This is a genomic window from Streptomyces griseobrunneus, from assembly GCF_046713465.1.
In the GTDB taxonomy this organism is placed as follows: Bacteria; Actinomycetota; Actinomycetes; order Streptomycetales; family Streptomycetaceae; genus Streptomyces; species Streptomyces microflavus.
In genome coordinates this window covers 7029746-7043966 of sequence record NZ_CP177080.1, presented here as the reverse complement: position 1 = coordinate 7043966, position 14221 = coordinate 7029746, and the positions used below count along the sequence as shown (strand labels likewise).

The window sequence follows — 14221 nt, the reverse complement described above, 5'->3', positions numbered from 1 at the left end:
GGGTGCGGTGCGGTCACGCACGCGGGGCGGCATGCACGTAGTGCTTGGTCTCCTGGAACTCCTCCAGGCCGCGCATGCCGTTGAGCCGGCCCATGCCGGACTGCTTGAAGCCGCCCTCCTCGAACATGTCGTGCACGATGGCCCACGTGTTGGTCCACACCGTGCCGGCCTGGATCTCACGTCCGACGCGCAGCGGGCGGTCGACGTCACGGGTCCACAGGGACGCAGCCAGGCCGAACTCGGTGGCGTTGGCGCGTACGACAGCCTCGGCCTCAGTGTCGAAGACCTCGAAGGTGGCGACGGGGCCAAAGACCTCCTGCTGCACGATCGGCGCGGCGAGGTCCTCGACCTCGATCAGCGACGGGTGCAGGAACGCGCCGTCGCGCTGGCCCTGGACCAGGAGTTTCGCGTACGAGGCGGCGTCGGCGACGACATCCTCGACGCGACGGGCGTTGCGCTCGTCGATCAGCGGACCCATCTCGCTGGTGGGATCGTCGCCGGGGCCGACCTTGACGGCGGCCAGCGAGGCGGTCATCCGTCGCCGGAACTCGTCGGCGATGCCGCTCTGCACCAGGATGCGGCTGCCGGTCATGCAGAACTGGCCGGTGAAGGTGGTGACGGCCTTGGTGAGGACCGGTACGGCGAGGTCGAGGTCCGCGTCGTCGAAGACGATCATCGGGCTCTTGCCGCCGAGTTCCAGGGAGAGCGCCTTGAGTGTGGGGGCGGCGTTCGCCGCGATGAGGCGGCCGACCACGGTGGAGCCGGTGTAGCTGATGACGTCGACGTCAGGGGAGGTGATGAGCAGGGGCGCGCCGTCGTTGCCTGACTCGGTGAAGACGTTCATCACTCCGGCCGGGAGGCTCTCGGTCTGCGCGATCACCTCGCTGAGCAGGCCGTTGACCAGACCGGTCTGCCCCGGCAGCTTCATGGCCACGGTGCAGCCGGCGGCCAGGGCGGGGGCGAAGGAGCGGACCGCCAGGACGACCGGTGAGTTCCACGGTGCGATGACGGCGGCGACGCCGGCGCCCTCGCGGAGCGTCATGGAGTAGAGGCCCGGGCGGACCTCGCCCGAACTGCCGTGGTCGCTCAGGGCCAGTGCGGCGTAGTAGCGCAGCTTGGGCACGGTGAGGTCGATCTCGAAGGCGGCCTCGCTGAGGATCTTGCCGTTCTCCCGGGCGAGCAGCGTGACGAACTCCTCGCGCCGCGCCTCGAGGCGGTCGGCCATCTCGAACAGGGCCCTGGCGCGCAGGTTGCGGTCGCGCGCCCAGTCGGTGGTGTCGAAGGCGCGGCGGGCGGCGGCGATGGCAGCGGCGGCCTCCGTGGCTCCGGCGTCGGCGAAGGTGCCGAGGACCTTACCGGTGGACGGGTTCAGCGACTGGGCCTTCTTGGCGGAGTCGGTCCACTGGCCGTCGATGAAGTTGCGGGCGTGCTGCATTGCGGATGTTCCTTAACCGGATTTGGGAGAAGCGGAGTTGAGCCCGCCAGTAAAGGCTGCGGGTTGGGGGGTCAGATCTGGCGGGCGATGTGCTCGGCCGCCGCGATGACGGTCAGGTTGGTGGCGGCTGACGGGACGTCCGGGAAGATCGAGGCGTCGACCACGCGCAGGCCGGGCACCCCGCGCACCGCGCCGAGCCGGTCGGTGACGGCCGTCGGGTCGTCGTCCGGTCCCATCGGGGCGGTCGACGTGGGGTGGTGGTAGGTGTCGAGAGTGGCGAGCATCGAAGCCTCGATCTCAGCATCGCTCTGCGCCTGCGGACCCGGGTTGAGCTCTCGTTCGACGAGGGAGGCCAGCGGCTGGGTGGCGCCGAGCCGGCGGGCGAGCTTGATGCCCTCGGTCAGCCGTCGGCGGTCCCCCGGCTCGGCGAGGAAGTTGAGGTCGATGCGCGGCGGATCCTGCGGGTCCCGGCTGGCCAGGGTCAGAGTGCCCTGCGATGCGGGGTCCACCAGCGCGACCGCGATGACGAAGCCGACGCCGGTGGGGCTGGTGCTGTGGTCGAAGAGGTGGGTGGCGGTGAGGTGCAGATCCAGTTCGCCTTCGGCGGCCTCGGAGCTGGCGGTCCACACCTTGGCGCCGATCACCGGGGTCTGGTCGCCGATCCGGTCGGGGTGGGCGGCGTACGCGTTGTAGTAGAAGGGGTGGTCCTGGAGGCGCAGGCCGACGGGCAGGTCCGCGACGACCGGGATGCCGAGAGCGTCGAGGTCCTCGGCCGGGCCGATGCCGGAGCGCAGCAGGATAGCCGCGCTGCCGTAGGTGCCCGCGCTGAGGATCACTTCCCCGGCGGGCACCCGGGTGCCGTCCGCGAGGATGACACCGGTGGCTCGCCCGTCGTCGAAGGTCACCCGGTCGACGAGGACGTCGGCGCGCAGGGTCAGGTTGGGCCTGGCCCGCACCTCCTCGGTCAGATAGGCCATGCCGGTGTTGACCCGGACGCCGTTGCGGACGTTCATCGGGTAGGGGCCCACGCCCTCCGGGTCCGTGCCGTTGAAGTCGTCCACCGGGCGGATGCCGTCGGCCAGGGCCGCGTCCACGAAGGCGCGTTCCATGGGGCTGAGGTCCTCGCGGGTGAGCTGGCGGACCGGGAGCGGACCGGTGCGGCCGTGCAGGTCGTCGTGGCCGGCCTCGGTGCTCTCCAGCGCCTTGAACGCGGGCAGCAGATCTTCGTACGACCAGCCCTTGAGCCCACGCCGGGACCAGCGGGTGAAGTCGGAGGGCAGTGCCCGGACGGCGACGGAACCGTTGACCGCCGAGCTGCCGCCCAGGACCTTGCCCCGGTAGGCGGCGACGCGACGGCCGATGTGGCCCGGCTCCGAGAGGTAGCCCCAGTCGTGGCCGGTGTAGGCGCCCAGGAGGCTGCTGCTGGCAACCTCCTCGGGGTAGGCGCCCGGATCGTACGCGGGACCCGCTTCCAGGAGCAGGACCCGGCGGGCGGGGTCCTCGCTGAGTCGGGCGGCGAGCACGGCCCCGGCCGATCCGCCCCCCACCACGAGCGTGGGCAGGGATCGGGTCTCGTGCTGCTGCGTTTCGTTGTCCATGAGGAGCACGTTAGGAAGTCCCAGCCTGCTCGGAATCGGTCACCGCATCGGTCACTGTGCAGGTCGTCGGCCTGCCGCTGGTCCGGTGTGGTGGTCCAGCAGCCGTAGCCCGTTGTCGAAGTCCACTCGGGCCAGCTCCGCGCGTGCCACGATGCCGAGCTTGGGGAAGACGTTGGACAGGTGGTGGCCCACCGTCCGGGGGCTGATCAGCAGCTGGGCGGCGATCTCACGGTTGGTCAGGCCGTCGGCGGCGAGTTTGGCCACCCGCAGCTCCTGCGGAGTGAGCAGGGGTTCCAGGCTGTCGCGGTCCGGTTCGCTTCGGCGCAGGCGCTGGCCCGTCAGTTCCTGTTCGTGCAGGCTACGTGCCAGCAGGGGGGCGGCGCCGAGCCGCTGGAAGACCTCCGCTGCTTCCGCCAGCTGGACACGGGCGTCGGTCCGTCTACGGGCACGCCGCAGCCATTCGCCGTAGAGCAGGCGGGTGCGTGCGTGGGCGAAGGGGTGCTGCGCCGCGCCTGGAACGGTCAGGGCACGTACGAACAGGTCCTCGGCATCTCCTTCCGCCAGCAGCGCCTGGCCACGCCATGCTGCCGCCACGGCCCAGGCCGCCCCAGTGTGCTCCGCCCAGTTCTTCAGGCATCGCAGCGCGTCCGCTCCGTCCTCCGGACGGCTCGCGCTACTCGCCGCTTCCACCGTGTCGGCGGCCGCGAGCAGTGCGAACGTGGTGTGTGCCGCCCGGTGCCCAGGTTCGGCCAGCCGCAGCAGGATCTCCAGGGCGTCCTGGGCGCGTCCCGCGAACAGGGCTGCCATGCCCCGGTTCCAGTAGGCGGCGGCCGTCAGCGCACGCCCCCCTCGTGGTACCGACAACTCCAGCGTCCTGGACGTGAGTTCAGCGACGGAGGATTCGTCGCCTCTCAGGGCGGCCAGCCACGCGAGCGTGTTGCGGCACTGTGAAGCCGCGTGGTCTGCGCCTATCTCTTGGGCCATGTGGAGGGTCTCGGTGGCGTTGGCCGCCGCCTCCGTCCACCGCCCGAGCACGATGTCGATCGTGGCCGTCTGCGGGACGGTCAGCACCAAGGGGCTGACTTCCCCGGTCCGCCGCAGCACCTCCAACTCTTTCTGATACGCCCTGGCCAGCGGCTGCTCCACGCCCCACGCCACGGCCAGTGGCGCGGGCGGAATCAACTGCCATGAAGCCTTGGTGAGTTGAGCGAATGCCTCGTCGGCCGGGGCCGTCATGCCGGGGCCCGGCCCGTCGCCCCACCAGTTCCTGATCATGGGAAGGAGTTCAGCTTCAGCGGCTCGCGCGTCGCCTGCCAGTTCCTCCAGCCGGTGCAGCGCCTCGGCCTGGCGCTCCGTGGAGCCGCCCGACCAGCCGGCCCGTACCGCCAGGCATGCCAGCTGCACGGCCTTCTCCGGATCGGACACCGAACGGGTGGCGTGGAGCAACATCCGGTGCGCCTCTGCCTGGTCGCCGTGCGCGAACTCGATGATGCCCCGCAGCCCTTCGCTCTCGCGGACCACCGTCTCCGCGTCCGAAAGGCGGTCGGCCCGGTCGAGCAACTCTCGTGCCGCACCGACCTGCCCGTCTCCCCAGGTGGCCAGCGCACCCAACGCGTACCGCCGAGCCGCGTCCGTGGGTACGGGAGACAGTTCGGCCGCCCGGCACAGCGCACGCGCCGCCGACGCGTAGCCGCCCCGTGTCCAGCCGTTGCGCGCGCAGTGCTCCAGAAGCGCGGCCACCTCCTCGTCGGCGGTGTCGGCCGCGGCGGCCAGGTGCCAGGCCCGCAGGTCGGTGCCGTCCGCGCCCTGCAGGGCCTGGGCGAGCGCACGGTGCGCCGGCTGCCGCTGGGCGAACGGTGCCTGCTCGTACACCACGGCGGCCAGCAGCGGCGTCCGAAACCGTACCCGCCCGTCGGCAACCAGGAGGAGCCCGGAACGCATGGCCTCGTCCCATGCGGCCGGTCCGGCACCCAGTGCGGTCGCCGCCTCGCGCACCGTGCGGTGGTCGCCCAGGTCTTCGACCGCCGCGACCAGCAGCACTGTCTGCGCGCAGGGGGAGAGCTGGGCGGCACGCACCCCGAAGGCGCGCCGCAGCCGGGGGCCGACGGGGACGCGTTCCGTCGCATCGCCCGCCTCCCCCACCTCCCCGGCAGTCTCGCGGGCGAACGGCAGCTCGCGCAGTGCCAGCGGATTCCCGGCGGCCAGCCGGACCGTCCGGTACACGTCCGTCTCGTCCGCACCGGGTCTGTGGTGGCGTACGAGATCGCCGGCGTCGGTGTCGGGCAACGGGGTGAGCTCCAAGCCGGGCAGCAGTTCCCACCGGCCGTCCGTCGCGGGATCGCTGTCTCCCGCGAGCAGCAGGGCGATCGGCTCGGTGCGCAGTCTGCGCACGACGAAGGACAGGCACTCGGCGGTCGGCCCGTCGAGGAGTTCCGCGTCGTCCACGGTGATCAGCACCGGTTTCTCACCGGCAAGCTCGGAGAGCAGGGTGAGGGTGGCCACCCCGATCAGGAAGCGATCCGCCGCCTCCCCGCTGTGTCCCAGCGCCCCGTGCAGCGCGGCCGCCTGCGGCGCGGGCAGGGTGTCGATCAGGTCCACCGCCGGCCAGAGCAGCTCGTGCAGCGCGGCGAAGGCCAGCCCGGACTCCATCCTGGTGCCGCGACAGCTCAGTACCGTGAAGTCGGCCGCAGCGGCGGTCGTGCTGTCCAGCAGCGCGCTCTTCCCGATGCCGGGCTCTCCCCAGACCATCAGCGCAGCCCCCACGCCCTTCCGCGCTGCGTGGAGCATGTTGTCGAGCTCCGTCACTTCCTTGCCGCGACCGTAAAGAGTCATTTCCCGCCATCCGTACAACATCGTTGTGTGCTTGTGCGCGACCGATACGGTGACCGATGCGCTGGACAAATCCCCGTCCCTACGGTCTGTGCCATGAACAGCAAGACGCAGGACACAGGTGCTCATCTCGTGGAACAACTGGCCGCGGCCACCGACGCGGCTCCCTCGCAGCGACTGCTGCACGCCCGCGGTACCTGGGCACAGGGCGCATTCATCCCCTCACCCCAAGCAGCCGATTTGAGTACCGCGTCGGTGTTCGCCGCACCCCGTACGCCGGCGACGGCCCGCTTCTCCACCACCCTGGGCGGCTCCGGCGGGCACGACGGGGACCCCGGAGACCAAGGTCTCGCGATCCGGGTCGGGGACCTGGATCTCGTCACCTTCACCCTGCCGGTCTTCTTCGTCCGCACCGGAGCGCACCTGGTCGAATTTCTCCGGGCCACTCGGTCCGGTGACCCCGCGGCCGTTCCTGCGTTCCTGCGCGACCACCCCGAGGCCGCCACCGCGTTGGGCTTCGCCAAGAAGGCCCGGCCCGTCACGAGCTTCACCGGGGTGACCTACCACGCCGTGCACACCTTCGGCCTGACGGACGGAGCGGGAAGCACCCGTTGGGTACGCCTGAGCCTGAAGCCCCTCCAACCGCTGCCGTCCCTGGAACCGCAACAGGCTCTGGCACTGCCGCACGACTACCTCACCCGGGACCTTGCCGCACGCTTGCCGGCCCGCTTCGAACTGACCGCCCACCTTCCGGACCAGACGGACGAGCTGCACGACCCGACCCGGCTGTGGACCGGCACGGAGACGGTCCCGCTCGGCTCCCTCACCCTCACCGGCCCCCAAGAGCCCTCTACGGAGCCGCCGTTCGACCCCCTGCGGCTGCCCGCTGGCGTGGTGGCGCCGCGGGACCAACTGTCGAAGGACCGCAGCGCGGCCTACGAAGCGGCGCGCAGGCGCCGCGCCGCATAGGGCCATCGCGGCAAGCCGCTGCCCTTCATGTCCTCCCGGGCCGGTGAAGATCTCCTGGATCTCCACCGGCCTTCGCCGTACCCGCCGGCGCAGGCGCATCACGTTACTCACGATGCGCACGCGGTGCGCGGGTGACGGACGACGGGGGTAGGACGGTGACGTGCACCAGCGCAGCACAGGCGAGCGCAGCCGCGGCGAACACCAGCGGACGCGCCACAGCATCCTCGCGTGAGCTCGCCAGTAGGGCACCGACGGCGGCGACGGCCAGGGGGAGCCGGGCGCGTGACCGCGTGGCAGCGGGCACGGTCGCCATCTTCAGGAGCCGCACCGCGAGGCCGTAACAGGCGCAAGCCAGGAGAGTGGCACCGAGCACGTCGCTGGGGCGATGCCAGTAGAGCGACTGAACGCCTCCGACGGTGACCGCGATCCACAGGCAGCCCACGGCGACGACGTACGGGCGCACGCTCGCCGACGCAACGAGGACGCAGCCGAGGACCAGCGCCACGGCGATGGCGACGTGCCCACTGGGAAAGCTCGGCGCGATCAAGGATTGCGGTGCGTGCACCAGATCGGGGCGACCGAGAACGAACCTGCTGAGGAGTTCCGTGACGGCGAGTGTGCCCACCACCGTCACGAGCGCCGCGCAGCCCTCCCGCCAGCGTCGACGCAGCGCGGCGACCACGACGATCAGGGCCGCGCCCGCCAAGAGCGTCGCCTCTTCATTCGTGAAGGGCGGCAGTCCCCAGGACTCGGTCAGCGCGAGGATTCGCGCGTCGTCGGCGTAGCCGCGCACCAGAGCGTTCTCCGCCGCCTGGCCGAGGGGCGTCCACACGGCGAGGAGATAGAGGCCGGCGAAGGCGAGAAGGAGCGTGACGGGAGAGGTACTGACGAGTCCGTGACGAGGTCGCTCCCGTCGTGGTGAGGGGCCGGCACCGGCGGATGCGGGGAACGCGGCCGGGGTCGGCGGACGGTCCGGCGGCTTGGGGCGAGTGGGTTGCGGCATGGTGGTGCGGATTCCGTTTCGTCCGGCGAGTGCCAGGAGCGGTGAGTCGGCCGTGGGCGAGCGAGGAGCGGGCAGGGCTCTTCGCACGAGTTGTCCTTCAGCCTCCGGCCATCGAGCGCGCCCGCTGGGCGCGCTCGGCGAGGGCTGCGGCGCGGTGGTCGTCCCTCTGCGTCAGGGTGTGGTGCCTGTCCTCCGGCGTGAGCCGGTCGACGTACAGAGTGCCGTCGGTGTGGTCGGTCTCGTGTTGGAGGCAGCGGGCGAAGAGACCGGTCGCCGACAGCGTGACGGAGTCCCCCCGCCAGTCCTGGCCCCACACGGTGACGTCGGCGGATCGGGTCAGCTCCCGGGCTGCTCCGGGAACCGACAGGCACCCCTCCCTGCGGGTGAGAAGAGAGCCGTCGCCGGTGGAACGGAGTTCGGGATTGAGGATATGCCCGATATGACGCTCGCCCTGTTCGCCGGGACAGTCATAGACGAACAGCCGCAAGTCGACACCGATCTGGTTGGCGGCGAGGCCCACTCCGTGGGCGACATGCATGGTGAAAAACATGTCCCGCAGGAGCCGGGACAACTCTTCGGTGCCGAATTCAGTGACGTCCGCGCAGCGTCGGTGGAGAACCGGTGCTCCGATCTCCGTGATCTCTCGATAGACCCCGCCCGCCGCCTCTGCGGGAAGGGAACGCTCGACGGAACGGTCGGAAGCTATCCGGGACATCTGGGTGGCCTTTCGCGGGGTGGTGGCGGGAGTTCTGCGGGCTCTCGTACCAAGCGCGTGAGCCATGGCAGGGGACTGCGGTCCGAGGTCCGCACCGGGCGGCGCAGAGATCTCGGGATCAGCGGGTGGCCAGATCCGCCTGTTCGATGATGCGGCTCACCGCGCCGGGGTTACTGACCATGACGGCATGGGAGCCTGCGACCTCCGTGATCCGAGCCCCGGCCCGCTCCGCCATGAAGCGTTCCAGGGGCGCTCCAATGGCTTGGTCCTCAGTGGCGATCAGGGCCCAGGAGGGCAGCTTCTTCCACGCGGCCTGCCGGGTGGGCTGACCGAATGCAGCGACGGAAACGGGACGCTGGGAGGCGGCCATCAACGCGGACTCCTCCTCGGAAACGTCGGCTGCGAAGGACGCACGGAACCTCACGGGGTCGAGGAAGACGTCCGTCCCCGTGGTCGCGTCGGCCAGGGTGTAGGAGAAGGTCTGCTGAGGCAGCGGCGGAATCGCGGAATCCGGGTGCTGCTCCATCAGGGTGCCGAGGGTCTCGTCGTCTTCCGGAATGAAGGCGGCGACGTACACCAGGGCCCTCACCTCATGCGCGCCCGCAGCGGCATTGGTGATGACGGCGCCGCCATAGGAATGACCGACCACAATCTTCGGACCCGTCACGGCGTGGAGTCGCCCGCGGACATAAGCAGCGTCGTAGTCGAGGCCACGCAGCGGGTTGGCCAGTGCCACCACCGGGTATCCGGCGAGGCGCAGCCGCGTGACGGTGGCGTTCCAGCTCGATGCGTCGGCGAAGGCGCCGTGGACCAGAACGACGGTCGCCCTGGCTCCGGCCTCCTGTCGGCGTGCGGCCACGGCGGAGGGCGGATGGTCGGGCGTGGCCAGCGACGCGGAAGGAAGGGGGACGGGACGGGGGGCGTACGAGTAGGTCATGGAATCGCTCCGTAAAGGGTTAGGGAAGGGGCATTAAGAAACGGGAGATGCCGATGCAGGTGGCCCCGCAGCCAAACGACAAGGCACCCGGCTTCCCGGGTCCTGGGTGCAGAACGAATACGACGAACGACACCAACGGTGTCTGCCCGCACCACATCAACCACGCCTGTGCGGCTCGCACCGCCGAAACGAACGGGATGAGAAGCCCCTCCCATGGCGGAAAGGGCCGTGATCGGCTGGCACCTCCCACTCTGGTCGGCTCACTCAAAGGGCGTTCAACAGGGAGTAAATGCGGCACGTTCCTGTCCACCAACGCCAACCGGCGTCGGCAGGCCATGAGCCAGGCCGACATGGGCGCCCTCGGAAAGATCCTCAACGAGGGCGGCACGGTCGTTCTGGTCCGCCACCTCCAGTGCTGGAAATGCAGCCGCTTCAGTGAGCCTCTTTCATCCTGTGCTGGCAGGTGAACGGGCTGGTCAGCAGGTGTGGTGACGAGACAGGGCCTCTCGTCGTTGGCGTGGTGATCTCACTCAACACACCGGTGATCGAAGAGGCCCTGTTGGTTCCGTATCCTGCCATGCTCGACGTCCCTCACGAGCTCGTCGAGCATGTTTCCTGGCTGCTGTACGAGCACCGCCTGGCACGCAACACCCGCTGGCGCAAGCTCGGTTGCTTCAAGCAAGCACTGCTCACACTCGTCCATCTGCGTAAGAACGAGACGTTCTCTCAGCTCGGAGCGGGTTTCGGGATATCCCAGGCCACCGCCTGGCGGTACGTGGACGAGACTCTGGACGTCCTGGCTTCCTGGGCGCCCGGACTCCACGAAGCCCTCACCGGCCTCGGCGAGGGCGACCACGTCATCGTCGACGGCACCCTGATCCCACCGACCGAATCCGCGCGGACGAGCCGTACTACTCGCAAAAGCACCGCAAGCACGGCATGAATGTGCAGGTCATCGCCGCCCCGGACGGCACCCCTCTGTGGTTTTCCCGCGCGACGCCCGGCCGCACCCACGACCTGACCTCCGCCCGCGCCCACGGCATCGTCCAGGCGTGCCTCACCCGACAGATCCTCGTCCTGGCCGACCGCGCCTACCAGGGCGCCGGCGCCACCTTCCGCACCCCCTACCACCACCACCGCGAACAGCCCGAGCACTACCAGCAGTTCAACCGGGACCACGCCCGGCTGAGAGCTCCTGGCGAACGCGCCTTCGCACAACTGAAGACCTGGCGAATCCTCCGACGAGCCCGATGCTCCACCCGCCGTATCGGCACCATCGTCCAGGCCGTCCACACCCTACTGACCTGCGACTACAGAGGATGAAAGAGGTTCAGTGAGCTTTTTCAGCGGTGCTGCTCCAGGGTGAGGACAGCCTTGGCGATTGACGTCATTCGGTTCGGGCTGCAGCGGGATCTCCGGAAGATCCGCCAGGTCTTGAGCCGCGCCATGCCGCGTTCGACAGGTGCTCTTGCTCCGGCCAGGGCTCGGTTGACGGTGCGTTCGGTTGCAGTCAGTTCTCCGCCGGGCGGTCGCTTCTTCCCGGTGGTCACCCACGGTCCAGCGCCTTGGTAGGCGCGGTCGGCAAGGACGGGAATCCCCTACCGGGTGCAGATCCGGATGATCCGGTGGGTGCGGGCCGCGGTCAGGTCGTGGCACCGGCCGGGCAGCGCCGGCGAGATCCACAGCACCCTTCCGGTCGGGTCCGTGACGACCTGCACGTTCACGCCGTGGCGGCGGTGCTTGGCGGAGTAGTCGGCCGTACTGTCGCCGATGCGGTCGCACTCCGCCAACGTGCCGTCCAGCAGGACATAGTCCGGATCATTCGTGCGCAGGACCTTCAGCAGGCCCGGGGTCCGGTCGGCAAGCAGAGCGATGACGGCGCAGGTGTAGGCGTGGGCGGTGCCGACGGAGATGCCGAAGCCGTCGGCTATCTGCGCGAGGGTGTCGTGCTTGCGCAGGTACACCAGGCCGACCAGCGCGCGCTGGTGCGGAGGAAGCTTGCAGCGGCGCTCCCCCTCGCGGGTGACGATGAGCATGGTGACCCACTCGACCAGAGCGTGGGGGAGGTCGAGTGCGGCAGGATGGATAACCAACGGGGCTCCTGCGCTGACGAGTTGAGACGTCGAACACCTCCCTCAACGGCACGGGGACCTCGTGCGTTGCGGGCACCTCCACCGTCACTCGATCAGTGGTCACCCTGAAAACGCTCAGTGAACGCCGCTGCCCCGCCACGGGACACGACCGGCAGGCATGCGGGCGCGCCCACGCACTCTGGGAACTGCCCGCCCTGTGCATCCCGCAGAAACGGCACACCGAGATCGACGAACTCGTGGCCTCACGCGCCGACGGCGGCTCATACCCATGCGCATCCCGGCACAGAACAAGCCGCACACCATCTCCCGCATGTGGGTACCGACCGAAGACCGCGACGAATGGCGTGTCCTCGTCGGCACCTCCGACGAATCCCCGGAAAGGCACAGGACCGCGGGCTGACGTTCACCATGGAACCCCTCGACCACACCTGCCGGTACGGCGAGGAAACCCTCACCTTCAACGACCGGCGCCTGCGCCGCACCACCGGCGACGCCACCGGACTCCACACCTTCGACGACATCCCCCGAAAGCTTCTCCGCGCACCCGCACCGACACGACAAAGCCTCAACATCACGCCGCAGCAAGGCCGGGAAGCCGCAGCCCTCTGAGCCAGCGAGCACAGAATGAACCGCGTGGCCTGCCGGACAGGATCGTGGTCCCCGGCCTCTTCGCTCAACGCCGCGCAGGCGCTGATCAGCGGCCGGCGGTTCAATCCGGCCAGTCCCTCCCGCAGCGCCGGATCGGCGGTGACCAAGACCGCCTTCAGCTGGTTGGTGGCCTGGGTGCGGGCTTTGACGGCAGAGTCTTTGGCCACCTTGCACAAGCGGGCGATCCGCACTGGCCCATCACCGGACTTGGCGAAGGCGTGTGCGCGGCCACTCAGTACTGCCATGGCAGCAGCCTGCACATCAACCGCATCAGACTTCCCCTGCCGTCGGCGAAGCGAGCGGTCCGGCCAGTTCACCTCGATGACCACGACGTTCCGGTCACGGAGATATCGAGACAGGGAAGCTCCATAACTCCCGGTCCCCACAACCCCGGCCCGCCGTACAGTGCCCAACCGATCAGCCCACTGCAAAAGTTGGCGGTAGCCGATTTCGGTAGCCGGGATACTCGCTGTACCGAGTTTATGTGGGACCGGAAACCGCCAGCGCCTGCCTCGCAAACTCAACTCCGTCAGCCGCTGACGGGGGTCGGCACGGCGCTCCGTGATCACTCTGCGTGCTGGCTATACAGCCAGCGAACACCCGCCCGCCCCAGGCACAGTGCTCGCGACATCAGCACCCCTGGGGAGAATCTGGGGAGTATTCGAAGGCGTGGGGAGCGCGTGGGGAGAATCGGCTACATAACGCAGCACGAAACTGAAAGACAGCGAAAGACACATCCACGCAGGTCAGGGGCCCGTAGGATCGCAAATCCGCAGCTCAGCGCCACCAGGTAGACAACTTCATGACATACGTACCGAGATCGTCGGCCTCGACGATCCCCGGGAGCGAGCCGCCCTCCCGCAGGGGCGTGACGTAGCGGGTCGCGGTGACCTCTTCCAGCACTTCCCAGGCCACCAATCTCTTCAGCCTTGCAATCCATGGACAACTTCTGCGGGGCGTGGAGCCGTACAACACCCCTCCGGTGCCGCGCCGCTCACTGCCGGCTTCCGGCATGAAGCGAGCATAGTGACCAAGGCTGATCGCCGACGAGGAGCGTCCGGGCCACCGAGGCGGAGCCCGCCCCCCGGCCGCGCGGCGCCGCCGCCCTCGCGTCGGCGGGCGCGCGCCTTCGCGGGGTCCGGCAAGCCGTTCGTCGTGACGGGCGGAACCCCGGTCGTTCCGGGAACGTCGCAACCGAGGGCGACGGAATCAGGACCGATCTCGATGTCGCGCTGGAGGAGAACGGACCCTCCGCACGCGCCGCCGCCGACGGGCCGGCGGTGGGCTTCGCGGACCAGGGCGTGCGGTCCGCGGTCGTACGGCCTCCGCGGACGAACCACGGCGAGGGCGACCACGGCTTCATCGCGAACCTGATCGACGTGGCCCGCCGGACGGGTGTCTCCGGCCATGTCGGCGACGGCAGCAGCCGCCGGCCGGCGATGCACCGGCTGGACACCGCCCGCGCGTACCGGCTGGCCCTGGAGAAGGCAGCCGGGACATCGCCGAGGCCATCGGCCGGCACCTGGATGTGCCCGTCGCGCCCAAGGAGCCGCAGCACTTCGGATTCCTGGGAATGATCCTCTGTCGTCGACCAGCCCGCCTCCGGTGAGCGGACACGCGAGCTTCTCGGCTGGGAGCCCACTCACCCGACCCTGCTCGACGACATCGACGCAGGTCACTACTTCCGCACCACCACCGCCCAGGACCCTGCTCCGCGTGGACCTCGCGCAGGGCAGCGACGAGAGCCGCCTCCAGGGCTGCGACTGCGGGAAGAGGACCTCGCGCTTGTCGCTGGAATGACGGAAGAAGGTCCGCTCCGTCAGTCCTGCCTGCTCCGCGGTCTGCTTCACCGTGGTCTGTTCGTAACCGACCTCGCTGAACAGGTCCAACGCCGCTTGCTCCAGTCGACCTGTCCCGTCAGGCGCCCACCGTCCCATGGCCCCATCGCACGCAATGACAGCTGCTGTCATGACTGCCTCACCAGATCGACGGGC

General features: G+C 69.5%; 9 protein-coding genes and 5 pseudogenes. 4 read left to right on the top strand and 10 right to left on the bottom strand.

Annotated elements, in window-relative coordinates; translation table 11 throughout:
• Positions 1-13: 13 nt before the first annotated feature.
• The 3 genes from ACK8N7_RS32110 to ACK8N7_RS32100 all read right to left on the bottom strand — a co-directional run bounded on the left by ACK8N7_RS32110 (position 14) and on the right by ACK8N7_RS32100 (position 5865).
• On the bottom strand, positions 14-1435 hold the full coding sequence (locus tag ACK8N7_RS32110; protein WP_403215874.1) for an aldehyde dehydrogenase family protein: 1422 nt from the start codon (positions 1433-1435) through the stop codon (positions 14-16).
• Between the two features lie 71 nt (positions 1436-1506).
• The gene (locus ACK8N7_RS32105) at positions 1507-3033 is read right to left on the bottom strand and encodes a GMC family oxidoreductase (RefSeq protein WP_500444683.1); all 1527 of its coding nucleotides are present in this window, start codon (positions 3031-3033) and stop codon (positions 1507-1509) included.
• A gap of 51 nt (positions 3034-3084) precedes the next feature.
• Positions 3085-5865 (bottom strand): AAA family ATPase, encoded by a 2781-nt coding sequence (locus ACK8N7_RS32100; RefSeq protein ID WP_500444682.1) that lies wholly within the window; start codon positions 5863-5865, stop codon positions 3085-3087.
• Positions 5866-5958: 93 nt separating this feature from the next.
• Here ACK8N7_RS32100 and ACK8N7_RS32095 point away from each other — a divergent pair, with 93 nt between their 5' ends.
• Complete coding sequence (locus ACK8N7_RS32095; RefSeq protein WP_500444681.1) at positions 5959-6831, top strand: catalase; 873 nt, start codon at positions 5959-5961, stop codon at positions 6829-6831.
• 103 nt (positions 6832-6934) lie between these two features.
• Here ACK8N7_RS32095 and ACK8N7_RS32090 read toward each other — a convergent pair whose 3' ends face one another.
• From ACK8N7_RS32090 to ACK8N7_RS32080, 3 genes are all read right to left on the bottom strand, one after another.
• A complete protein-coding gene (locus ACK8N7_RS32090; RefSeq protein ID WP_500444680.1) occupies positions 6935-7834 on the bottom strand; it encodes a phosphatase PAP2 family protein in 900 nt (299 codons plus the stop codon).
• A 97-nt stretch (positions 7835-7931) separates the two neighbouring features.
• On the bottom strand, positions 7932-8549 hold the full coding sequence (gene def / locus ACK8N7_RS32085) for a peptide deformylase (RefSeq protein WP_403215865.1): 618 nt from the start codon (positions 8547-8549) through the stop codon (positions 7932-7934).
• Positions 8550-8667: 118 nt separating this feature from the next.
• Positions 8668-9486: an alpha/beta fold hydrolase gene (locus ACK8N7_RS32080; RefSeq protein WP_500444679.1), complete on the bottom strand. Its 819-nt coding sequence runs from the start codon at positions 9484-9486 to the stop codon at positions 8668-8670.
• A gap of 517 nt (positions 9487-10003) precedes the next feature.
• On the opposite strand from ACK8N7_RS32080, the pseudogene ACK8N7_RS32075 reads away from it, so the two are divergent.
• Positions 10004-10809: pseudogene (locus tag ACK8N7_RS32075) on the top strand (IS5 family transposase).
• A gap of 20 nt (positions 10810-10829) precedes the next feature.
• Here the strand turns inward: ACK8N7_RS32075 and ACK8N7_RS32070 are convergent.
• Positions 10830-11579 (bottom strand): annotated as a pseudogene (locus tag ACK8N7_RS32070) (transposase).
• Between the two features lie 408 nt (positions 11580-11987).
• Between ACK8N7_RS32070 and ACK8N7_RS32065 the strand changes: the two are divergent.
• Positions 11988-12188 (top strand): hypothetical protein, encoded by a 201-nt coding sequence (locus ACK8N7_RS32065; protein WP_500445957.1) that lies wholly within the window; start codon positions 11988-11990, stop codon positions 12186-12188.
• Between the two features lie 149 nt (positions 12189-12337).
• On the opposite strand, the pseudogene ACK8N7_RS32060 reads toward ACK8N7_RS32065, so the two are convergent.
• Positions 12338-12796: pseudogene (locus ACK8N7_RS32060) on the bottom strand (IS110 family transposase); the annotation flags it as partial.
• Between the two features lie 223 nt (positions 12797-13019).
• Positions 13020-13130 (bottom strand): annotated as a pseudogene (locus tag ACK8N7_RS32055) (HipA family kinase); the annotation flags it as partial.
• A 377-nt stretch (positions 13131-13507) separates the two neighbouring features.
• Between ACK8N7_RS32055 and ACK8N7_RS32050 the strand changes: the two are divergent.
• Positions 13508-13804 (top strand): hypothetical protein, encoded by a 297-nt coding sequence (locus tag ACK8N7_RS32050; protein WP_500445955.1) that lies wholly within the window; start codon positions 13508-13510, stop codon positions 13802-13804.
• Positions 13805-14056: 252 nt separating this feature from the next.
• Here the strand turns inward: ACK8N7_RS32050 and ACK8N7_RS32045 are convergent.
• A pseudogene (locus ACK8N7_RS32045) lies at positions 14057-14164 on the bottom strand (TetR family transcriptional regulator); the annotation flags it as partial.
• Positions 14165-14221 lie beyond the last annotated feature (57 nt).

Coding starts and splice junctions, on each gene's coding strand:
- ACK8N7_RS32110 (WP_403215874.1), bottom strand. CDS start 1,435: ATGCAGCACGCCCGCAACTTCATCGACGGCCAGTGGACCGACTCCGCC.
- ACK8N7_RS32105 (WP_500444683.1), bottom strand. CDS start 3,033: ATGGACAACGAAACGCAGCAGCACGAGACCCGATCCCTGCCCACGCTC.
- ACK8N7_RS32100 (WP_500444682.1), bottom strand. CDS start 5,865: ATGACTCTTTACGGTCGCGGCAAGGAAGTGACGGAGCTCGACAACATG.
- ACK8N7_RS32095 (WP_500444681.1), top strand. CDS start 5,959: ATGAACAGCAAGACGCAGGACACAGGTGCTCATCTCGTGGAACAACTG.
- ACK8N7_RS32090 (WP_500444680.1), bottom strand. CDS start 7,834: ATGCCGCAACCCACTCGCCCCAAGCCGCCGGACCGTCCGCCGACCCCG.
- def (WP_403215865.1), bottom strand. CDS start 8,549: ATGTCCCGGATAGCTTCCGACCGTTCCGTCGAGCGTTCCCTTCCCGCA.
- ACK8N7_RS32080 (WP_500444679.1), bottom strand. CDS start 9,486: ATGACCTACTCGTACGCCCCCCGTCCCGTCCCCCTTCCTTCCGCGTCG.
- ACK8N7_RS32065 (WP_500445957.1), top strand. CDS start 11,988: ATGGAACCCCTCGACCACACCTGCCGGTACGGCGAGGAAACCCTCACC.